Origin of the sequence: Marinobacter gudaonensis, from assembly GCF_900115175.1 — a bacterium.
Taxonomy (GTDB): Bacteria; Pseudomonadota; Gammaproteobacteria; order Pseudomonadales; family Oleiphilaceae; genus Marinobacter; species Marinobacter gudaonensis.
The window spans coordinates 454,928-475,863 of the sequence record NZ_FOYV01000001.1; the positions used below are offsets into that span (position 1 = coordinate 454,928).

The following is a 20,936-nucleotide window of genomic DNA, read 5'->3' on the forward strand; positions in this document are numbered from 1 at the left end:
ACTTACAAACCCACGTCGTCCAGAGACGATTCGGCCAGTTTGAGCAGATCCCGGTTGCGGTCTTCGCGCTTGCCAATGCTCTCGATGTAATACTCCAGTGATGTCAGGGCGTCAGCCAGCGCTTCCAGAACCTGGGCGGCCGGCGACTCCTTGGCGTCGAGCAGGCGCTCCTGAATGGAGGAAGCCACCCGCTCGAGCACACTGGCGGCTTCTGGATCGTTCACCATTTGCAGTCCGCCCCAGATGCTGTGCAGGGTCGCGGGCAGGTTCGCGAGGTGGAGTTTGTCGTAGTCCGATTCGATAAAGGCGGTGATGGCACGCTTGGCCAATGTCAGCGCGCTGCGGGCCTCGTCGGCAACAACGTACAAGGCCTCCCTGAGATACACCGACTCTTCCTGTTTACGCTCACTACCGGCAAGAGCATCCGTCTCGGAGGTTATCCCGCGGGTTACGATCTGCATGACGGCATCTTCGATACCCAGCACTGAATCGGCCAGGCGATAAAGCTCCTCATCGCCCGGGAGGCGTTTTTCTTCTTCCCAACTCCGCAGCCTGCCGGCCTCTTCCCGGGCAATGCCTGCCAGCTTGTGCAGATCAAGCATCACCAGGGTGTTGGCCAGGCGCTCCAGGGCGTCGGCGATGGAGGACAGTTCAGCGAGATCCGGCTCTATACCCCTTTCGATGATGTCGAGCTTGTCCTTCAGCTGGTTCAACTCGTCCTGGAGTGCGTCCGACAGGGACTTGAGAACATCGCTGCCAGGGCCGTACAGACGGCGGGCATGAGCCTCGAGCATGGCATCCGGAAAATCAGCGGGCGCCAGCTTGTAAGCCGAAAGAACAGAGGTGACCTCCGGATTAGCCGAACCACTGCGATACAGCAGATACACCAGATCCCGGATCAACGAGTCGGGCGCGTCCTTGGCGGTGGCGACCTTACCTACGTAAACCACTTCCCGGGCGTATTTCTCGATGCGCATGAACATGCGCTTGCGGGCCTTGGTGAACAGCATGGCACGATCAAGCATGGTGTCCGCTACTATGCCCACGAGGCACCACATCTGGCCCATGGGAGCGCCCTGACAAAGACGGGCAAGGCCACGGGATGCACGCCCGATCAGCTTCTTGTTCACGGCATCGTTGCGATCTCGCAGGATGCCAAGCAGCGCCACCTGGAAGGTCAGGCGCATGCGCCTGGCCATGATTTCGTAGTCCGCCTCGTTACCATCGAAGGGTGCAAGTGCCAGACCACCGCAGAAATCCGGCCGCTCTTTTACATCGACATCAAAAAAGCAGGACTCGGGATATGGCTTTTCGCGACGTGCCTCGCGCAGGTCGTTGATGACCGGCAGCAGAAGTTCAGGGTGGTCCTGCCGTTGCTGGTGGTAATACTCGACGTATCGCCGAAGGATAAAGAGCGCACTGTTGAGGGTGGTAAGCAGGATATTCTTGTCATCGTTGGCGCCAACGGGCACGTCATTCGCCATGGTGACGGCTTCCTGGCAAAGCAGCGTACCGCCGCGCAGCTCCACCAGAATGAAGATGCCCCGTAGCTGATTGATGAAGTCCACGCAGTTCTGGAGATCCTCTCCCCGTTCGCGGTTCTCCTGGAAGCGTTCAAGGCTGGATTCTGCCTGCTTGATGGTCTGCTCGATTTCACTTTTGACCAGGTCAAACGACTGCGATTTCGTCGCGAGAGACGACTGAACCATACACGCTTCCCGTTAGCTTTGCGGAGACTACCGCATCCTCTTTGGTGGACGACGGCCCGGTAAAAACGGACCCGGCCTTATTGTTCTGGGCCGGGCACCCTCGTCCGGCCAAAGTGTTCGCAAAAAACTGGCGAACTTATCATTACTTATAACATAAAACTCAAGTAGCTCAAGAAAGGCGGAGTGTAACATTTGGTACAGGCCAAACCAGTTCTCATTCCGCATTCTGCAGTTTGCGCCATATCGACTCGCCGGCCTGTTTCTCAAGCACGGCCATGAATTCCTCGTGGGCAGCATTTTCCTCTTCCGAGGCGCGGACGACGGCGAGGGCCGCCCGTTCTCCGGAAAGCCGACGAATGCCCCCGGCCCCTCCTGCGCTGTCAGACCCGGCATCCAGCGACAATGCTGTCTGGCCACCGGTCAGCAACAGATAGACATCGGCGAGTATCTCCGCATCAAGAAGAGCGCCATGCAGCTCACGGTTGCTGTTATCGACGCCGTAGCGCTTGCACAGGGCATCGAGGCTGTTCTTCTGGCCCGGGTGGCGGGCGCGTGCGATGGCCAGCGAATCCACAATGCCACAGTGATCAGCCGTTTTCCGAACGGGCTTCAGGCGGGCGAATTCGGCATCCATGAAGCCCACGTCAAAGGCAGCGTTGTGGATGACCAGTTCCGCGCCCTTGATGAACTCGAAGAACTCCTCGGCAATCTCGGCAAACCTCGGCTTGTCGGCCAGAAACTCGTTAGTGATGCCGTGCACCGTAATGGCCTCGGCTTCCACCTCACGATCGGGATTGATGTATACGTGGTAGTTCCGGCCGGTGAGCTGACGCTCCATCAGTTCAACACAACCAATCTCAATGATCCTGTGGCCTTCGGCCGGATCAATGCCGGTAGTTTCGGTATCGAGTACGATCTGTCTCATGGCCTGCGTCCGATTGTCTGTAAGTGCGGGAAGATGTCAGGCGTTGGTGAGCTCGTCAACGCCCCGGTTGGCGAGCTCGTCGGCCAGTTCGTTATCGGGAATACCCGAGTGGCCCTTCACCCAATGCCAGTTAATCTGATGCCGGGCCACGGCGGAATCCAGTTCGCGCCAGAGGTCTTCATTCTTGACCGGCTTTTTGGCCGAGGTTTTCCAGCCGTTGCGCTTCCATCCGGCCAGCCATTCCGTGATGCCCTTTCGCACGTACTGCGAATCTGTGTACAGCTCCACCTCACACGGACGCTTCAGGGCGCCCAGCCCCCGGATGGCCGCCATCAGCTCCATGCGATTGTTGGTGGTATTTGCCTCACCGCCATGCAGGGTTTTCCGGGCGTCCCCGTAACGAAGCACCACGCCCCATCCGCCCGGGCCCGGATTGCCCTTGCAGGCGCCATCGGTATACAGCGTTACCTTGCCGGCCATTGCTACTCCTGTTCTGTAAACACGATCCGTTACTCGGCCGGCCGGGCGGGTAGCTCTTCGCGGCTGCAGCCACGGGAGGCCCCGACGGTACCAGTGCCCGGTAACGCGATAACCTTGCTTTTGCGCCACACCGGGCGCCTTGGCAACCGTGCATGTACGCGTTTTTTGGCAAGGATACAGTAATAGGCGCCCACTGGCAGGAACCGATTTCCCGAAATCCAGCGTTCCAATCGTGACCGAGCCTTGCGACCACTGCGCTGCAGGGGCCAGCGACAGAAACGGGTGACAGAAGTCTCGACATTGAAACCCAGCAGATTAAGCCAGTCTTCCATGCGCCCACGAAGCAGAAAGCGCCCACCCCAGGGACCTTCCTCGCTCCTTGTAATCAGCTTTCGGGCACCCCAGACGCTGAGCGGGTTGAAACCAATCAGCACGATGGTCCCTTCGCCCCGCAAGAGCCGGGCTGCCTCGCGCAGAACCTGATGCGGGTAAGGCGAGAAATCCGCAGTGTGATGCAGCAACACGAGGTCCATGGAATCGCCCGGGAAGGCAAGCTCGTCAGCATCGCAAACCGTCACCCCATCCGGGATCTGCGGTGTCCATCGCGGCGTGGTCATAATTTTCTGGGAGAAGTCCGTGCCGGTGGCCAGCGGTAGCCGATGACTCACACCCACCTGCAGCTGCCGCGCCCCCGTCAGGCTCTGGAGCTGCATGTCCACGAACCGCCTCTGGTCCGCCAGCAACGCACGCCCAAGCGGCGTCTGGAACCATCGTTCAAAACTCTCATGTCTGCTGGCATAGGCGAAAGCCTGGGATTCACTCACTGTTTGGACGCTCCCGCGATCCGGACCTTTGGTTGGGGCCTCGAAGGTATTGCTCTATCATAACAGTCACACTTTCCAAGCACATGTGGGGCCCTATGCTGACAATTACTGCGATACCGGCGTTTAGCGATAACTACATCTGGTGCCTGTCGAATTCGGCCAGCGGCAAAGCACTGATTGTCGACCCCGGCCAGGCTCAGCCAGTGCTGGATCACCTCTCTGAACACAGCCTCACGCTCGACACTATCCTGGTCACACATCATCACCCGGACCATGTGGGCGGCGTTCAGTCGCTGGTTGCCACTTTTCCAGACTGCCGCGTCAGTGGCCCGGCGGACTCTCCCTTCAAAGGCGCGACCAACACCTTGCACCCGGGCGATGAGGTGATCTGGGAGGAGATTACCTTTCAGGTACTCGGAGTGCCCGGCCACACCCTCGACCACATCGCCTACTTTACGGATGTCGAGGTCCAGGGGCGCCCCGTGTTGTTCTGCGGCGACACCCTGTTTGTCTGTGGCTGTGGGAGGCTGTTTGAGGGCTCTCCGGAACAGATGCGCCAGTCCCTGCAGACCCTGCGCGCCCTGCCGGACAGGACCGCTGTATACTGCGCCCATGAGTACACTCTTGCCAACCTGCGTTTTGCCCGCAGCTGGCTGCCAGAAGACGAAGGCCTCAAGGATTTCGAGAACCGCTGCAAGAAAGCCCGGGACGCAGGAAAACCAACCGTGCCCTCGGTGCTGGCGGAGGAAAAGCGCCTCAACCCTTTCCTGCGCTGGGATGATCCTCCCGTTGTCGATGCTGCCCGGGCCTATTGCGCCAGCCATGGCCTGCCCGCTGATTCAGAGAATGCAATCTTTGCGGCGATTCGTCACGGCAAGGACCACTTCTGACGCCGGGCCCTACGTACTTAACAAATCCTCTCAGAGCCGTAACGAGAGGATTCTTGACCCTTTTTGACAGGCTCCAATAGAATCAAAAGCCTTTTTTGAACCGTTTCCGGATGTCTTGTTATGTCGCTCAGACGCTTGTCGTTTTTTTTCCTTACAGGGGCCCTGATTACCGGGTGCACGAGTTTGCTGAACCAGAGCGGAGAAGATTCGGACAACCCGCTTGAAACCGAGCAACTGGCCGTAGCAGCCGGCGATGAGGGCCTGAAGCAGGCGGTGGTTGCGGGCGAAGACAACACGGAAGCCCAGGATGGCCCTCTGGACGACGCCATTGCACCAGACCTGAAGAAGGCCGCCCGTGAAGCCAGGGACAGACTCGACAACCCGGTCACCGAGCCAGAACCGGAAACCGTTGCCCAGGTAGACCTCTGGGACCGGATGAGAGCAGGTTTTGTCCTGGATCACAGCGTGGACAATGAGCGGGTCCGCGACCAACTGAACTGGTATGTGAGCCACCCCAAATACATAGAGCGGGTGGTGGAACGTGGCAGCCGCTACCTTCATCACATACTGAACGAAACCGAAAAGCGCGGCCTTCCTGCTGAATACGCGTTGTTGCCTGTGGTGGAGAGCGCCTTCGATCCCTTCGCGTATTCCCACGGCCGGGCTGCGGGTCTCTGGCAGTTCATTCCCTCCACCGGCAAGTACTTCGGACTCACCCAGAGCTGGTGGCACGACGAGCGCCGGGACGTGATTGCCGCAACCGACGCTGCCCTGACCTACCTGGAACGGCTGGCAGGCCGCTTTGACGGCGATCATACGCTGGCCCTGGCTGCCTACAACAGCGGAGGTGGAACCGTCTCGAGCGCCATCAGACGTAACATGAAAAGCAACCGGCCCACGGATTTCTGGTCGCTGGAACTGCCCCGGGAAACCCGTCACTACGTGCCCAAGCTGATTGCCCTCGCCAAGATCTTCGACGACCCCGCCGCCTACGGCATCGAATTGCCCTCGCTGAAAGACGAACCCTACTTCGAAGTTGTCGATACCGGCTCCCAGCTCGACCTGGCCCAGGCTGCCGAGATGGCGGGCGTGGATATAGATGAGATCTATCTACTCAACCCCTCCTACAACCGTTGGGCCACGTCGCCGGACGGTCCGCACCGCCTGCTGGTCCCGGTGGCAAGTGCCGAGGCGTTTCGCGCCGCCCTGGACAAATTGCCGGTGGCTCAGCGGGTGTCCTGGCGCAACTACGTGGTGAAGTCCGGCGACAGCCTCAATACCATCTCCCGCAAGTTTTCCACCACGCCGTCTGTGCTGCAGCAGGTCAATAATCTGAACAGCGACTTGATCCGGATCGGCCAGCGACTGATGATTCCTTCGGCGTCCAAGAACAGTGATGCCTACGCCCTCAGTGCAGCCCAGCGGCTGGAACGCAAACAATCCCGGGAGCGCGAGGGCAACAAGGTTCGCTACACCGTCCGGCGGGGCGATACCTTCTGGGATATTGCCCGTGAGCACCGGGTCTCGGTTCGGGAACTGGCGGCCTGGAACGGAATGGCCCCGGGTGATCCACTGATTCCCGGCAAGGAATTGGTGATCTGGTCGAAAACCAGTCAACCGACCGTGGTGGCAGCCAACAGCCGTCGCGGTGATGCCATGGTGCGAAAGGTGGGCTATCGGGTTCGCAAAGGCGATTCGCTGGCGCGTATTGCCAGCCGTTTTTCGGTGAATGTGCGTGACATCGCAAGCTGGAACGACCTCAACACAGCGCGTTATCTGCAACCCGGCCAAAGTCTGGTACTCTACGTGGACATTCGAAACAGCCCCTGACGTGCGAGCCCCATGACAACAACTCGAACAACCTCATTCCTTACGTCCTTCTGTTCCGTAATGGCGCTGGTTGCGGCGCCGCTGTTCTCCGCTGGATCCCTGGCACAGGAAGTCACACCCTCGCACGGTCTGGCGATGCACGGTGAGACCAAGTACCCCGAGGGCTTCAGCCATTTCGATTACGTTAACCCGGAGGCTCCCGAAGGCGGCACCCTGAAACTGGCGGTGGTGGCCAACGGGTTTGATTCGTTCAATCCGTTCGACATCCGTGGCGTAGCCGCTGCAGGCATCAGCAATTACCTTTACGATACTCTGCTGGCATCGTCCGACGACGAACCCTTCTCGGCCTATGGCTTGATTGCCGAATCCATCGAAACCCCGGAGGACCGCAGTTATGTGGTTTTCAATCTCCGTGAGCAGGCAAGGTTTCACGACGGCAAGCCCATCACCGCCGAGGACGTCAAGTTTTCCTTCGAGACACTGACCACCAAGGGGCACCCGTTCTTCCGCAACTACTATGCAGACGTCAGCAAGGTAACGGTTGAAGGGCCACATCGCATCCGGTTTGATTTCGGTGAAACCAAGAATCGTGAGCTGCCGCTGATTCTTGGCCAGATGCCGATTCTGCCGGCCCACTACTGGGCCGATCGTGACTTCGGCGACAACGGTCTGGAGCGCCCCCTGGGCAGCGGTCCTTACCGTATCGGTGATTTCGAGGCGGGCCGAAGTGTCAGCTACGAGCGAGTCAAAGACTACTGGGCCGAGGACCTCGGCGTTCGCGCCGGACGCTTCAACTTCGATCGCATCGTCTATGACTACTACACCGACGACACCGTCGCCCTGGAAGCATTCAAGGCGGGCAGTTTTGACTTCCGGCTCGAGTCCTCCGCCAAGAACTGGGCAACAGCCTATACGGGTGAGCGATTCAACAATGGCACCATCATCAAGGAAGCCATCGAACATCACCGCCCGGCCGGCATGCAGGGATTTGTATTCAATACCCGGCGGCCGGTGTTCTCGGACCCGTTGGTGAGGGAAGCCCTGGCCTACGCATTCGACTTCGAGTGGGCCAACAAGAACCTGTTCTTCGGGCAGTACACCAGAACCGACAGTTATTTCGAGAACAGTGAACTGGCCTCCTCCGGTCTGCCCCAGGGGCGGGAGCTGGAAATTCTTGAACCGTTCCGTGATCAGTTGAGCGCGGACGTGTTTAACGAGGAGTACCAGCCTCCCACCACGGAAGGACAACAGGGGCTCCGCCAGAACTTCAAGATTGCCCTGGATCTGCTCAACGAGGCCGGTTACGAGATCCGCAACGGCAAGATGGTAAATGCCGAGTCCGGCAAGCCTCTGGCTTTTGAAATTCTGCTTTTCCAGAAGAGCTTCGAGCGAGTGGTCCTGCCCTTCAAGAAAAATCTTGAACGCCTGGGTATCGACGTTACCGTCAGGCTGGTGGACAGCAACCAGTATATCCAGCGCCTGCGCGAGTTTGACTACGATATGATTACCCAGGTGTTCGGTCAGTCAGACTCGCCGGGGAACGAACAACGGGACTACTGGCATTCTTCCAACGTGAACACCAAAGGCTCGCGCAACTATGCCGGCGTAAGCGACCCGGTGGTCGACGAGCTGGTGAGCAAGGTTATTCAGGCGCCGAACCGCGAAGAACTGGTGCATCGGGTACGGGCACTCGACCGCGTGCTGCTGCACGGGCACTACGTGGTTCCGCACTGGCACCTCACCAAAGACCGGGTGGCCTACTGGAACCACCTTCAGCGACCGGCCACCACCCCGAAGAACGGTATAGACCTCGACAACTGGTGGGCCAGGCCCTGAGGAAAGCGCCGCTACATGGGCATCTACATACTCCGGCGACTGGCGCTGATCGTCCCTACCCTGATCGGAATCATGCTGCTGAATTTTGTCATTGTTCAGGCAGCGCCCGGAGGGCCGGTTGAACAACTGATTGCCGAGATGCAGGGCCACGGCGGCAGCGCCCTGGCGCGGGCCTCCGGTGGTGGCACGGGCGGTGAAGTGGCGGACACATCCGGCGACTCCAGGGGCTCCCGCGGAATTCCGGATGACCTGCTCAAGGAAATCGAAGTGATGTACGGCTTTGACAAGCCGCCCCACGAGCGTTTTATCAAGATGCTCGGAGACTATGCCACATTCGATTTCGGCGACTCCTTCTTCCGCGAGAAAAGCGTTATCGAACTGATTCTCGACAAGATGCCCGTCTCGATCTCGCTGGGCCTCTGGTCGACACTCATCATTTACCTGATCAGCATCCCCCTCGGCATCCGCAAGGCGGTCCTGGACGGGACTCGCTTCGATGTCTGGACCAGCTCGGCCATTGTGGTGGGTTATGCGATACCCGGATTCCTGTTTGCCATTCTGTTGATTGTGCTCTTCGCAGGCGGAAGCTATCTCGACTGGTTTCCGCTACGCGGCCTGACCTCCTCGAATTTCGACGAGCTGACCTGGTACCAGAAAATCGGCGACTACTTCTGGCATCTGGCGCTGCCGGTTACCGCGAACGTGATTGGCGGTTTTGCGACGCTCACCCTGCTCACCAAGAACTCCTTTCTCGACGAGATCGGCAAGCAATATGTGGTGACAGCAAGGGCGAAAGGCCTTACCGACAAGCAGGTGCTTTACGGCCATGTATTCCGTAACGCCATGCTGATTGTCATCGCCAGCCTGCCGGGAGTGCTGGTGGCCCTGTTTTTCACCGGTTCGCTGCTCATTGAGGTGATCTTTTCCCTGGACGGCCTGGGGCTGCTGGGTTTTGAGGCGGCTCTCAACCGGGATTATCCGGTGATCTTTGGCACCCTCTACATCTTCACGTTGATGGGGCTGATACTGAAGCTGATCAGCGACATAACCTATGTACTGGTGGACCCCCGAATCGACTTTGAAAGCCGGGAGGGTGCGTGACCTTACGTTCCCTGACGCCCATCCAGCAGCGGCGCCTGCAAAGCTTCCGGAACAACCGTCGGGGGTTCTGGTCGCTGTGGATATTCCTGGCGCTGTTCGGTCTCTCCCTGGTGGCCGAACTGATTGCCAACGACTCGCCGCTGATCGTGTCCTATCAGGGCGAGCTCTATTTTCCGGTTGTCGAATCGGTGCCTGAGGAAACCTTCGGAGGGTTTCTGCCAACGGAAGCGAACTACCGGGATCCGTTCATCGCCGAGGAAATCAAGGCCAACGGCTGGATGGTATGGCCACCCATCCGGTTCAGCTACGACACCATCAACTACGACCTTGAGGTGCCCTCACCGGCGCCCCCCAGCGCGGAAAACTGGCTAGGCACCGATGATCAAGGTCGTGACGTGGCCGCGCGCGTGATCTACGGGTTTCGCATCTCGGTGCTGTTCGGGCTGACGCTCACCATCGCCAGTTGCATTGTGGGCGTGGTAGTGGGCGCCATCCAGGGCTTTTATGGGGGCAAGGTCGACCTGTTCGGGCAACGATTTATCGAGATCTGGTCAGGATTGCCGGTGCTCTACCTGCTGATCATTCTCTCGAGCATTGTGCAGCCGAACTTCTGGTGGTTGCTCGGGATCATGCTGCTGTTTAGCTGGATGGGGCTGGTGGACGTGGTGCGCGCCGAATTCCTTCGAGCACGGAACTTCGAATACGTGAAAGCAGCCCGGGCCCTCGGCCTGGGCAATCGAAAAATCATGTTCCGGCATATTCTGCCCAACGCCATGGTCGCCACTCTGACCTTTCTGCCGTTTATTCTGACAGGCGCAATCACCGGCCTCACGTCACTGGATTTCCTGGGCTTCGGTCTGCCGTCCGGCTCTCCATCGCTCGGTGAGCTGATCGCACAGGGCAAGGCCAACCTGCACGCTCCCTGGCTTGGTATTTCCGCCTTTGTTTCGCTGTCGCTGATGCTGACCTTGCTGGTGTTCGTTGGCGAAGCCGTCCGCGATGCCTTTGATCCGAGAAAGAGCTGACATGACCCAATTGCTTGAAATCTCCGATCTGACCATCGCCTTCGACCAGGCTCCACCCGTGGTGGAATCTCTCTCGCTCTCGATCAGCGAGGGTGAAACCCTGGCCCTTGTTGGTGAAAGCGGCTCCGGAAAGTCCATCTCGGCCCTCTCGATTCTCCGGCTTCTCGATGAGCGCCACGTGAGCTATCCAAGGGGAAACATTCAGTATCGCGGGGAGAACCTGCTGGCGGCCAACAGCAAACGCCTGCGCCAGATACGCGGTCGGGAAATCGGGATGATCTTCCAGGAGCCCATGACCTCTCTGAACCCCCTGCACACGGTTGAGCGCCAGATTGGCGAAACCCTTGAGCTGCACAAGGGCATGCGCGGCAATCAGGCGCGTGTTCGCTGCCTGGAGCTTCTGAACCTCGTGGGTATCCAGAACGCCGAGTCCAAGCTGGGTGCCTATCCGCACCAGCTGTCCGGTGGCCAGAAACAGCGGGTGATGATTGCCATGGCACTGGCCAATGAGCCGGACCTGTTGATTGCCGATGAACCGACCACCGCCCTGGACGTGACGGTTCAGAAGCAGGTGCTCGAGCTGCTGCGTGACCTGCAGAAAAAGCTGGGCATGGCCATTCTGCTGATCACCCACGACCTGACCATTGTCCGTCGTTACGCCGACCGGGTTGCCGTCATGGAACAGGGGCAGCTTGTTGAGCAGGCCGATACCCGAACTCTGTTCGAATCGCCGCGCCATCCCTATACCCGAAAACTGCTGGATGCCGAACCGCCGGAGGCACCCATCGCCCTGGAGGGCCAGGCCTCACCCCTGCTTTCCGTAACCGACCTCGATGTTCACTTCCCCATTCGCAGGAACCTGTTCGGCCGTGTGAAGGAATCGTTTCACGCGGTCCAGGCCGCGAGCTTTGACCTCAAGCGCGGGGAGACCCTCGGCATCGTTGGGGAAAGCGGCAGTGGCAAAACCACCATTGGCCATGCCCTGCTCAAACTGACCGCCAGCACCGGCAGCATTCGACTGGACGGCGAGGAGCTGGCGCGGCTCGACCAGAGGGCCTTCCGTCCCTGGCGCCGACGAGTCCAGATTGTGTTCCAGGACCCGTTTGGCAGTCTCAGCCCCCGGATGTCAGTGGCGGAGATTATTCGGGAAGGTCTGGAAATACACGATGCGGACGGTGCCGGGGAGCACGATCACAAAGTTATCCGGGCCCTGAGCGATGTTGGGCTGGACCCGGAGGCGCGGCACCGGTATCCCCATGAGTTTTCCGGCGGTCAGAGGCAACGAATTGCCATTGCCCGGGCCCTTGTTCTGCAGCCCGACCTGATCATTCTTGACGAGCCCACTTCGGCGCTCGATCGCACAGTGCAGAAGCAGGTGATTGAGCTGCTGAGGGATATCCAGGCCCGTTATGGTCTAAGCTACATCTTTATCAGCCATGATCTGGCAGTGGTTCGTGCGCTCAGCCACAAGTTACTTGTGCTTCAGCACGGCCAGATCGTGGAATACGGTAACGCTGCCGACATTTTTCAGGCGCCTCGCCGTGACTACACGCGCGAGCTGCTCAGTGCGGCGTTTTTCTACCAGGACACCACTACGACTATTTGAGCGTTACCCCGGGCCCCTGAGTTCGGGGATAATGCACCAAAATCAGGAACACAGGGAGAACGACCCATGGGAATCCTCAGTGGCAAGAAAGCACTGATCGTTGGCGTAGCCAGCAAACTGTCCATTGCCTACGGCATCGCGGATGCCTTCGCCCGTGAAGGCGCGGAGCTGGCGTTTACCTACCAGAACGAAAAGCTGCAACCCCGTGTAGAAAAATTTGCGGAAGGCTGGGGTAGCAAACTGACCTTCCCCTGTGACGTAGCCAAGGACGACGAAATCGAAAACGTGTTCAAGGAACTGGCGAAGCACTGGGACCACGTCGATATCATTGTTCACGCGGTGGGTTATGCCCCGGCCCACGAGCTTGACGGCAATTACGTGGACGTCACCACCCGGGAAGGCTTCCGGATTGCCCATGACATCAGCTCCTACAGCTTTGTTGCACTGGCCAAAGCCGCCCGTGGCATGCTGCACGAAGGCAGCTCCCTGCTCACCCTGAGCTACCTGGGGGCAGAGCGTGTGCTGCAGAACTACAATGTGATGGGACTGGCCAAGGCTTCTCTGGAAGCTAACGTTCGCTACATGGCCTCAAGCCTCGGCCGCGACGGCATTCGCGTGAACGGCATCTCGGCCGGCCCGATCAAGACCCTGGCGGCCTCCGGCATCAAGAGCTTCCGCAAGATGCTTGCCGAGAACGCCAAGCGTGCCCCGCTTCGCCGTAACGTGACCATTGACGAAGTGGGCAACGCCGCCGCGTTCCTCGGCTCGGACATGGCCAGCGGTATTACCGGTGAGATCATGTACGTGGACGCCGGTTTCAATATCACCGGTATGGCCGAACTGGAAGAATAACAGCAGCTGTTACCGACTGAAGAAAGCAAAAAGCCGGCATCATGCCGGCTTTTTCGTGTTCAGGTAGGTTGCCCGAAGCGCTGGGCGAGTGCTCAGCCCTGCTCCATTGCGAGGGCAACGGCCTCCACCCACTCGACATAGGCGGTGTCATCGGACTCGATGATTCTGACGCCAACCAGGAACGCCTGTTCATGAGGGCGACACCAGACCACCTCAACCATCAACAGAAAGGGTTCGCGGTGGTTGCCGAGGAACACCCTTGCCGGTAACAGCGCATCCAGAGACAGAGGTTCGGCCGCGGTAAGGCACAGCCCGCCGGCAGAGATATCCCGAATGCCGCAAACCAGATCCCTACTGTCGGAGGAGGTCTTGTCGGGCTCCCCGGATTCCAGCTCCAGGATGGCTCGAGCGCGGGCGGTGAGGCGATAACTGCTCCTGTTGTCCTGATCGACCTGAGGTTCGTTGCCCGTACCAAAACTGTAGTCGTTGTCTGCCATGTTGCTCTTCCTGCACTGCCAGGCTCAGTTACGGCCAACACGAATGCGGCCAACGACCCGGCTCAGGGTATCATCAAACTCCGCGGAGGTTCCCAGAACCCGGATTTTTCCGGCGACGATGCCGGCCACCAGGTCGTCTTCAAGGAATTCTCGCCGATTCAAACCAAGCCGGTCCACAAAGACCAGTTTTCTTGAGGCGTTGATGCGAACCGCCAGCTTGAGCCGGGCGGCATCCGACCCGGGCTCCCCGGACTCTACCACAATCCAGCCACCCAGCTTGATGCCGGCCACCTGCTTCTCGGCGAGCAAGGTTCGCTCTTTGAGGATTCGCGCCTGTTCTGCCTCTTCATCTGCAATTCTGCGAGCTTCCGCCTCCTGCCGCTGGCGCTCCAGCTCGGCCTCGCGTTCCGCCTCCTGGGCTTTTCGTCGAGCCTCTTCGGCTTCTTGCTGGCGCCGCAGCTCCTCGGCCCTGGCCCTCGCTGCCTCAGCCGCCTTTTCTCGCTGCTTACGCTGCTTCTCGCACACGTTCGCCAGCAATTCCACGGTCTCTGAAAGCACCTGTCCGAAAGGGGTCATTTTGGGGAGTGGACGGAGCTGGTTGCGATCAAGTGCCGCCTGGAATTCCGACCATGGCTGGACGCCCAGCTTCACCCCGGCGCCATTGGTCCAGAGAATTTCGGCGGAATCCGCCAGGAAGGCAAAGCAAAAACGGCGCTGTTCGCGCGCACCTTCACCTTCCACGAACCAATGCCCCTCAACCGCCTGGTACGTGTCCCGGGCAGGCAGTTCAAATTCTAGCCAACGGGAGTCCCACTGGAACTGTCCCGCCTCGTCCAGAGCGTCCACGAGCTCCGGAGTCTCGCCGCGCAGACGCGACACCATAACCGACTCAATCCCCGCCAGGGCCTCGCCCGGCAGGTCCGTCTTGTAGACCTTCTTCCAGACATCGAGAATGCGGTCGCCGATTTGCTCTCCCACATGGTAGAGCCGGTTTCTGTCCTGGTCGGACAGCGACGGATCCCCTATCCACACCAGCCACTCGAGCAGTTTGCTGCCATGCCGGAAGGTTTCGCCCTTCAGACCACCTTCCCATACGGCCTGTTTGATCAGGCTCTGCCAGTAATCCAGGATAAACCGAACAATCGGTATGGGCAGATCTCTACTCTGCAATGCCCGACCCACCAGCGCCCTTGCGGTCTGGTCTGCCCGGCGCTGTCTTGCGGCGCCCTGTTCGGTTTCCAGCAGTCGCTGGCGGAGTTTTTCGGCCTGGGAATTGCGTTTTTCCGCGTCTGCCTCCCATTGCCGGCAAAACACCTCGACCGGCGCGGTACTGCCTTCCTCGAAGCTGGCAGACACAGCGATTACCAGCGCGTCGAGCTGATCCAGCAGAACCCGCGCGGAACGACCTCCGGACTCGCTCCAGCCGCGCCATTCCTGGAGACTGTCGAGCCAGGCCACGAGCGGCTCACTGAACGCTTTCTTGCCCTCGAGGTTCATTCGCCAGGCCAGGTAGAAACGTAACCGCGCGATGCGTCGGGCCAGCGTTGGGTGCAGCCCGCTGGTTTTGAGAAACACATCCATGATGCGGTCCGCCACATAGGCCGCGTTGACCTGGCGTGCCGACCACTCCAGATGGACCGAACGAATCACGTGGGTTACTCGCTCGTCACGCTGCTCCGACCAGCAGGAAATCAGCAGCGGCCGCCAGTCGCTGACCGCTTCGGGCTCAAGCCTGCCCGCAGGATACGGCAGATCCGGGACCCGTATACCGGCGAGAACGTCGTCAATCCGACCGGAAACCACTTTATTCGTGGGCACTTTTTTCAGTCTCTGGCTTTGTTCTCGATCTGTTTAGCGACATCCGTTCCTCATACTCAAGAAGCGTTGAAAAGGCCCAGTAAATAACGCAGTATAACCAACTCGCCGGGGTTTACCGCAACCGTGTACCGGCGCTCATCGAGCCAAATTGACACGCTGTTGGCGCAGGCTGAAGGGCACCCACCAGCAGTGACTACGATCAGAATCGGGAAGCAGAACAACATGTCGGGCAACAAACTTGAGAATCTGAACGTGGCGAGCCAGGAAACACTGATTACTCCTGAGGCGCTGAAAAAGGAGATGCCGCTCTCCGAGAAGGCCGCGGACACCGTCGCCAAAGGCCGGCAGGCCATCTACGACATCATGGACGGCAAGGACCATCGCCTGTTCGTGGTGGTTGGCCCCTGCTCCATCCACGACGTTGAGGCGGCTCGCGACTACGCCACTCGCCTGAAGAAACTCGCTGATGAAGTCAGCGATACCCTGCTGATCGTTATGCGTGTCTATTTCGAAAAGCCACGGACAACCGTTGGCTGGAAAGGTCTGATCAACGACCCGCACCTGAACGACACCTTTGATATCGAACAGGGCCTGCACATTGGCCGTCGGTTACTGCTGGACATCAATGAACTGGGCCTGCCGGCAGCAACAGAGGCGCTGGATCCGATTTCGCCCCAGTACCTGCAGGACACCATTGCCTGGTCTGCCATCGGCGCCCGTACCACCGAGTCTCAGACCCACCGCGAAATGAGCAGCGGTCTGTCCATGGCGATCGGCTTCAAGAACGGTACCGACGGCAGTCTCGACGTGGCGGTGAACGCCATGAAATCAGTATCACACCCGCACAGTTTCCTCGGCATCGACCAGCAGGGCCAGGTGGCCATCATCCGTACCAAGGGCAACAACTACGGGCACGTGGTACTGCGCGGCGGTGGTGGCAAACCCAACTATGATTCGGTCAGCGTAGCGCTCTGCGAGCAGGCGCTGGAGAAGTCCGGCCTGCGCAAGTCCATCATGATCGACTGCAGCCACGCCAACTCCAGCAAGGACCCGGCTATTCAGCCGCTGGTAATGCAGGACGTCACCCACCAGATTCTGGAAGGCAATTCGTCCATTCAGAGCCTGATGGTAGAGAGCAATATCAACTGGGGTAACCAGTCGATTCCGGACAACCTGGCAGACCTGAAGTACGGGGTTTCCATCACAGACGCCTGCATCGACTGGCCGACCACTGAAAAGGCCATTCGGGACATGCGGGAGAAACTCAAAGACGTGCTGCCCAAGCGCAAGGTTGGCTGAGGCCTCCCGCACAAACCAGTCGGGGAGCTTCAGCTCCCCGCGGTTACCCCTCCGATCCAGTCAAGCCGTTCTCTCAAAGCAACAACCTGCCCGATGATCACCAGAGTGGGAGGCTGAACGTCCTCGGCCTGCACGCGCTCGACGATGTTATCCAGATTACCCGTCACCACACGCTGCTCCGGCGTGGTGCCTTTTGAGACCAGGGCCACCGGCATCTGTGGCGACATGCCATGGGCCACCAGCTGACGGCAGATGATCGGCAATCCCACCAGCCCCATGTAGAACACAAGGGTCTGGTTATTCTGGACAAAATCCTTCCAGGGAAGGTCGCATGTGTCGTTCTTGAGGTGACCGGTGACAAACCGGACCGATTGGGCATAATCACGATGCGTCAGCGGAATGCCCGCGTATGCGGCACATCCGGACGCCGCCGTGATCCCGGGCACCACCTGGAAACGAACGCCGGCATCAGCCAGGGTCTCGATTTCCTCGCCGCCGCGCCCGAAAATAAAAGGATCGCCGCCCTTGAGTCGCACCACCTTGCGGCCCTGTTTCGCCAAATCCACCAGCCTCTGATTGATCTGATCCTGTGGCAGGGTGTGATTTGCACGTTGCTTGCCCACATGGATTCTCTCGGCCGATTCCGGAATCAGAGCCAGGATCTCCGGTGACACCAGGCGATCGTACAGAACCACCTCAGCAGAGGTGATCAAACGCCAGGCCTTGAGTGTGAGCAGTTCCGGGTCGCCCGGCCCGGCCCCGACCAGAGCCACCTCTCCGGCCGAGGTGTTGGGATTCGAGGTTACCGGATTTTTCCTGTACCGGATTGGTGCAGGGGTTGCACCAACGCCCTTCCCTGGTGCGACTTCCTTCGGATCAGTCATTGGATTCGGTCAATGCCTCCCATGTACGGCTTGAGGACCTCCGGAACCAGAATGCTGCCGTCTGCCTGCTGGTAATTCTCCATTACCGCGATCAGGGCGCGACCTACCGCAAGCCCCGACCCGTTCAGGGTGTGCACAGGCTCGGGCTTTCCGGTTTCCGGGTTACGCCAACGTGCATGCATGCGCCGTGCCTGGAAATCACGGGTATTGGAGCAGGAGGAGATTTCACGGAACTTCTGCTGACCAGGCAACCAGACTTCCAGGTCGTAGGTTTTTGCCGCAGAGAAGCCCATATCGCCGCCGCACAGGGCGACAACGCGATAGGGAAGCTCCAGCAGCTGAAGAACCCTTTCCGCATGCCCGGTCAGGGCCTCGAGAGCCGCCTCGGAATCCTCTGGTCGCACAACGTGCACCAGCTCCACCTTGTCAAACTGGTGCTGCCGGATCATGCCACGGGTATCGCGCCCATACGACCCGGCCTCGCTGCGAAAACACGGCGTATGGCAGACCATCTGCAGCGGCAGCTCGCTGGCGTCCAGGATGGTGTCCGACACCAGATTGGTTGCCGGCACCTCTGCGGTCGGGATCAGGTAGAGTGGATTCTCCCCCTCCATCCGGAAAAGGTCTTCCTCAAATTTGGGCAATTGACCCGTGCCGTAGAGCGTGTCGGCGTTCACCAGATAGGGAACGTAGGTTTCCTGGTAACCGTGGTCACGGGTATGCAGATCCAGCATGAACTGGGCCAGCGCACGATGCAGCCGGGCAACCGGTCCGCGCATGACCGCGAATCGGGAGCGCGCCAGCCGGCTGGCGGTTTCGAAATCCAGCCCTTTGAGACCTTCGCCCAGGGCTACGTGATCCTGAGGCTCGAAATCAAAGGCCTTAGGGGTGCCCCAGGTACGAACTTCAACGTTATCGTCTTCGTCCGCACCCGGCGGCACGTCTTCGTCCGGGAGATTGGGGATGCCGGCCAGGAAGGCGTTCAATTCTTCCTGAAGCGTACGGAGTTCATCTTCCGCCTCGGATCTCTGCTTTTTCAGGCTCTCCACCTCGTCCAGCAAAGGCTGGATGTCCTCGCCGGCCGCTTTGGCCTTGCCGATGGATTTGGACCGTTTGTTCTGCTCGCTCTGCAGGGTTTCCGTGCGTACCTGGATGGCACGACGACGCTCCTCAAGCTGTTCAAAAGCCGCCACGTCGAAATCGTAGTTCTTGATGGCCAGCCTGCGGGCGATCTCTTCTGTCTGGGTACGGACACGTTTGGGATCGAGCATGTTTATCCTGAATCTTTCGGTTAGCGATGGGATGAATGACTGGCCATTATACCTGCACATTTGCTGGTGGCTAGCGGCGCCAGGGGCTCAGCGGTAACGCTTGTTGGCGCTCTCTGCGTTCCGGGTATCGAGGCGCTGGCGCTTCTCCGCCAGCTTGATTTCCAGGCCCCTGTCCACCGGCTGATAGTAGCGACGCTGGTGGATGGCCTCCGGGAGGTAGGATTCGCCGGCGGCAAAGGCGTCCGGCTCATCGTGGGCGTAGCGGTAACTGTCGCCATGGCCCATGCTTTTCATAAGTTTGGTGGGGGCATTACGCAGGTGTATTGGCACCTCGTAGTCCGGATCTTTGCGAATGTCGGCCATGCACTGGTTGAAGGCCTTGTAAACCGCATTGCTCTTGGGCGCCAGAGCCAGGTAGGTGACTGCCTGGGCCAGAGCCAGCTCACCCTCCGGAGAACCCAGCCGCTCCTGTGCCTCCCAGGCATCCATGCTGAGCTGGAGCGCGCGGGGATCGGCATTGCCGATGTCCTCGCTGGCAATCCGCACCAGACGACGGGCCACGTAGAGCGGATCACAGCCGCCATCGAGCATCCGGCACAACCAGTAAAGCGAACCGTCCGGATCGGACCCACGGACAGATTTGTGCAGTGCGGAGATCTGATCGTAGAAAACGTCACCGCCTTTATCGAACCGACGCAGGCTTGTCTGCATCACCTGCTCGAGGTGCTCGGCGGTCACGCGTTCGACACCTGAAGCGTCCGGCTCTGCCAGATCAGCGGCCACCTCCAGAATATTGAGAGCCCTGCGGGCGTCGCCGCCGGAAGCCGAGGCCATCACCGTAAGAACGCTCTCCTCCACCGACAGCTTTCCCCCAAATCCCTCTTCGGAAGTCAGGGCACGACGCAGCAATTTGAGGATATCGTCTTCCTCGAGATTCTTCAGGACGTAGACACGGGTGCGGGACAACAGGGCGCTGTTCAGTTCGAAGGAGGGGTTCTCGGTGGTGGCACCGACAAAAATAAAGGTGCCATCCTCGATGTGCGGCAGGAAGGCATCCTGCTGGCTCTTGTTGAAACGATGCACCTCATCCACGAAGAGCAGCGTGTCGCGGCCCTGAGACTGCTTTCGGTTACGGGCGCGTTCGACTACGGCACGGATCTCCTTGACGCCACTGAGCACGGCTGAGACGGTCTCAAAGCTCAGATCGCTGACATTGGCGAGGAGTTGGGCAAACGTGGTTTTACCAACGCCCGGTGGCCCCCAGAGGATCATCGAATGCAGCTGACCCTGTTCCACGGCCCGCCTCAGAGGCTTGCCCGGGCCCACCAGATGGGCCTGGCCCACGTAGTCATCCAGCGTTACCGGACGCATCCTGGAGGCCAGTGGCCGGAAGCCCGACGCCTCCGCGAACAGGCTGTCCTGCATCAGGCTCCGTCCCGAATGATATCCACACCCTCCGGGTACTCAAGGGTGAAGGCGCTGGCCTCAACGGGCTCGTTCAAGCGAATGTCGTCGAAACTGAGGATACTGAGCTGTCCCAGGGAATCCTGCATCCGCATCTCCTGGAGTTCACCGTCGAAGAAGGTCAGGCGCAGCGACGTGAACAGAGAGTCCGGGCTGCGGGGCTCCAGTGTGTATTCCCGGGTATGTTCACCCATGCTGCGACCGGAAACCCGGTAGGTTTTTTCGAGGTCATCCACCTCACCGCTGAGCAGCAGCGCGGGTGTGGACTGAACGCGGTCGTCAAGGTCGTGGACGGTAACCTGCTCAAGGTCCGGGTCATAGACTTCCACGGTGTCGCCATCACTGACGATAAACTGCGAGAGAGGCGCGCTGGTCTCCCAGTAGAACATCCCTGGGCGTTTGGCCTTGAGCGAGCCACGGGTTTCCTGAACCCGGTTACCGTTTTCATTCACTACAATCTGAATGAAGTCCGCCTGATAGGACTGGTAGCTCTCAAGAACACGAGCAAGCTCATCAGCGCCGAGTTTCACACCATCCGCCTTGGCGGGTTCGGCGGCAACAACCGGAGTAGCCATCATCGCCAGTGCCAGTAGGGTAAACAGGGATTTCAGGAAGGACTGTCCCA

The 20,936-nt window shown here is 59.5% G+C and carries 17 protein-coding genes and 1 pseudogene; 8 read left to right on the plus strand and 10 right to left on the minus strand.

Features of this window, described 5'->3' with window-relative positions:
• Positions 1-2: 2 nt before the first annotated feature.
• From BM344_RS02110 to BM344_RS02125, 4 genes are all read right to left on the minus strand, one after another.
• Positions 3-1,709: a chemotaxis protein gene (locus tag BM344_RS02110; protein ID WP_091985452.1), complete on the minus strand. Its 1,707-nt coding sequence runs from the start codon at positions 1,707-1,709 to the stop codon at positions 3-5.
• A 214-nt stretch (positions 1,710-1,923) separates the two neighbouring features.
• Positions 1,924-2,634 (minus strand): DNA polymerase III subunit epsilon, encoded by a 711-nt coding sequence (gene dnaQ, locus BM344_RS02115; RefSeq protein ID WP_091985453.1) that lies wholly within the window; start codon positions 2,632-2,634, stop codon positions 1,924-1,926.
• A 36-nt stretch (positions 2,635-2,670) separates the two neighbouring features.
• Positions 2,671-3,114, minus strand: a complete 444-nt coding sequence (gene rnhA / locus BM344_RS02120) for a ribonuclease HI (RefSeq protein ID WP_091985456.1) — start codon at positions 3,112-3,114, stop codon at positions 2,671-2,673.
• A gap of 29 nt (positions 3,115-3,143) precedes the next feature.
• Positions 3,144-3,938 carry a class I SAM-dependent methyltransferase gene (locus BM344_RS02125; RefSeq protein WP_091985459.1) on the minus strand — a complete coding sequence of 265 codons (795 nt, stop codon included), beginning with the start codon at positions 3,936-3,938 and terminating at the stop codon, positions 3,144-3,146.
• A gap of 95 nt (positions 3,939-4,033) precedes the next feature.
• Between BM344_RS02125 and gloB the strand changes: the two genes are divergently transcribed.
• From gloB to BM344_RS02160, 7 genes are all read left to right on the plus strand, one after another.
• Positions 4,034-4,828, plus strand: a complete 795-nt coding sequence (gloB, locus tag BM344_RS02130; protein WP_091985462.1) for a hydroxyacylglutathione hydrolase — start codon at positions 4,034-4,036, stop codon at positions 4,826-4,828.
• A gap of 120 nt (positions 4,829-4,948) precedes the next feature.
• Positions 4,949-6,658: a lytic transglycosylase gene (locus BM344_RS02135; RefSeq protein ID WP_091985463.1), complete on the plus strand. Its 1,710-nt coding sequence runs from the start codon at positions 4,949-4,951 to the stop codon at positions 6,656-6,658.
• A 12-nt stretch (positions 6,659-6,670) separates the two neighbouring features.
• Positions 6,671-8,494, plus strand: a complete 1,824-nt coding sequence (locus BM344_RS02140) for an extracellular solute-binding protein (protein WP_091985466.1) — start codon at positions 6,671-6,673, stop codon at positions 8,492-8,494.
• Positions 8,495-8,509: 15 nt separating this feature from the next.
• The gene (locus BM344_RS02145) at positions 8,510-9,595 is read left to right on the plus strand and encodes a microcin C ABC transporter permease YejB (RefSeq protein WP_091985468.1); all 1,086 of its coding nucleotides are present in this window, start codon (positions 8,510-8,512) and stop codon (positions 9,593-9,595) included.
• The gene (locus tag BM344_RS02150; protein ID WP_091985470.1) at positions 9,592-10,620 is read left to right on the plus strand and encodes an ABC transporter permease; all 1,029 of its coding nucleotides are present in this window, start codon (positions 9,592-9,594) and stop codon (positions 10,618-10,620) included. Before BM344_RS02145 ends, BM344_RS02150 begins: the two co-directional genes overlap by 4 nt.
• A gap of 1 nt (position 10,621) precedes the next feature.
• Positions 10,622-12,226: an ABC transporter ATP-binding protein gene (locus BM344_RS02155; RefSeq protein ID WP_091985473.1), complete on the plus strand. Its 1,605-nt coding sequence runs from the start codon at positions 10,622-10,624 to the stop codon at positions 12,224-12,226.
• Positions 12,227-12,292: 66 nt separating this feature from the next.
• A complete protein-coding gene (locus BM344_RS02160) occupies positions 12,293-13,078 on the plus strand; it encodes an enoyl-ACP reductase FabI (RefSeq protein WP_091985475.1) in 786 nt (261 codons plus the stop codon).
• Between the two features lie 92 nt (positions 13,079-13,170).
• Here the strand turns inward: BM344_RS02160 and BM344_RS02165 are convergent, their stop codons facing one another.
• Positions 13,171-13,575: a PilZ domain-containing protein gene (locus BM344_RS02165; RefSeq protein WP_091985477.1), complete on the minus strand. Its 405-nt coding sequence runs from the start codon at positions 13,573-13,575 to the stop codon at positions 13,171-13,173.
• Positions 13,576-13,599: 24 nt separating this feature from the next.
• Positions 13,600-15,393 (minus strand): DUF1631 family protein, encoded by a 1,794-nt coding sequence (locus BM344_RS02170; RefSeq protein WP_091985479.1) that lies wholly within the window; start codon positions 15,391-15,393, stop codon positions 13,600-13,602.
• Positions 15,394-15,615: 222 nt separating this feature from the next.
• Here BM344_RS02170 and BM344_RS02175 point away from each other — a divergent pair, with 222 nt between their 5' ends.
• Positions 15,616-16,692, plus strand: a complete 1,077-nt coding sequence (locus BM344_RS02175) for a 3-deoxy-7-phosphoheptulonate synthase (protein WP_091985480.1) — start codon at positions 15,616-15,618, stop codon at positions 16,690-16,692.
• A 29-nt stretch (positions 16,693-16,721) separates the two neighbouring features.
• On the opposite strand, the pseudogene cobA reads toward BM344_RS02175, so the two are convergent.
• The 4 genes and pseudogenes from cobA to lolA form a co-directional block, all read right to left on the minus strand.
• Positions 16,722-17,477 (minus strand): annotated as a pseudogene (cobA, locus tag BM344_RS02180) (uroporphyrinogen-III C-methyltransferase); the annotation flags it as partial.
• A gap of 95 nt (positions 17,478-17,572) precedes the next feature.
• Entirely contained in the window at positions 17,573-18,847 is a 1,275-nt protein-coding gene (serS, locus tag BM344_RS02185) for a serine--tRNA ligase (protein ID WP_091985484.1), read from the minus strand.
• An 87-nt stretch (positions 18,848-18,934) separates the two neighbouring features.
• Positions 18,935-20,272: a replication-associated recombination protein A gene (locus BM344_RS02190; protein ID WP_091985487.1), complete on the minus strand. Its 1,338-nt coding sequence runs from the start codon at positions 20,270-20,272 to the stop codon at positions 18,935-18,937.
• Complete coding sequence (gene lolA, locus BM344_RS02195) at positions 20,272-20,889, minus strand: outer membrane lipoprotein chaperone LolA (protein WP_407656836.1); 618 nt, start codon at positions 20,887-20,889, stop codon at positions 20,272-20,274. The genes BM344_RS02190 and lolA overlap by 1 nt, the downstream gene beginning before the upstream one ends.
• Positions 20,890-20,936 lie beyond the last annotated feature (47 nt).

Bases quoted from the DNA above. Each gene is read 5' to 3' on its own strand.
- BM344_RS02145 (WP_091985468.1), top strand. From the start codon at position 8,510: ATGGGCATCTACATACTCCGGCGACTGGCGCTGATCGTCCCTACCCTG.
- BM344_RS02165 (WP_091985477.1), bottom strand. From the start codon at position 13,575: ATGGCAGACAACGACTACAGTTTTGGTACGGGCAACGAACCTCAGGTC.
- gloB (WP_091985462.1), top strand. From the start codon at position 4,034: ATGCTGACAATTACTGCGATACCGGCGTTTAGCGATAACTACATCTGG.
- serS (WP_091985484.1), bottom strand. From the start codon at position 18,847: ATGCTCGATCCCAAACGTGTCCGTACCCAGACAGAAGAGATCGCCCGC.
- BM344_RS02110 (WP_091985452.1), bottom strand. From the start codon at position 1,709: ATGGTTCAGTCGTCTCTCGCGACGAAATCGCAGTCGTTTGACCTGGTC.
- BM344_RS02160 (WP_091985475.1), top strand. From the start codon at position 12,293: ATGGGAATCCTCAGTGGCAAGAAAGCACTGATCGTTGGCGTAGCCAGC.
- lolA (WP_407656836.1), bottom strand. From the start codon at position 20,889: ATGATGGCTACTCCGGTTGTTGCCGCCGAACCCGCCAAGGCGGATGGT.
- BM344_RS02135 (WP_091985463.1), top strand. From the start codon at position 4,949: ATGTCGCTCAGACGCTTGTCGTTTTTTTTCCTTACAGGGGCCCTGATT.
- dnaQ (WP_091985453.1), bottom strand. From the start codon at position 2,634: ATGAGACAGATCGTACTCGATACCGAAACTACCGGCATTGATCCGGCC.
- BM344_RS02190 (WP_091985487.1), bottom strand. From the start codon at position 20,272: ATGCAGGACAGCCTGTTCGCGGAGGCGTCGGGCTTCCGGCCACTGGCC.
- BM344_RS02155 (WP_091985473.1), top strand. From the start codon at position 10,622: ATGACCCAATTGCTTGAAATCTCCGATCTGACCATCGCCTTCGACCAG.
- BM344_RS02140 (WP_091985466.1), top strand. From the start codon at position 6,671: ATGACAACAACTCGAACAACCTCATTCCTTACGTCCTTCTGTTCCGTA.
- BM344_RS02175 (WP_091985480.1), top strand. From the start codon at position 15,616: ATGTCGGGCAACAAACTTGAGAATCTGAACGTGGCGAGCCAGGAAACA.
- rnhA (WP_091985456.1), bottom strand. From the start codon at position 3,114: ATGGCCGGCAAGGTAACGCTGTATACCGATGGCGCCTGCAAGGGCAAT.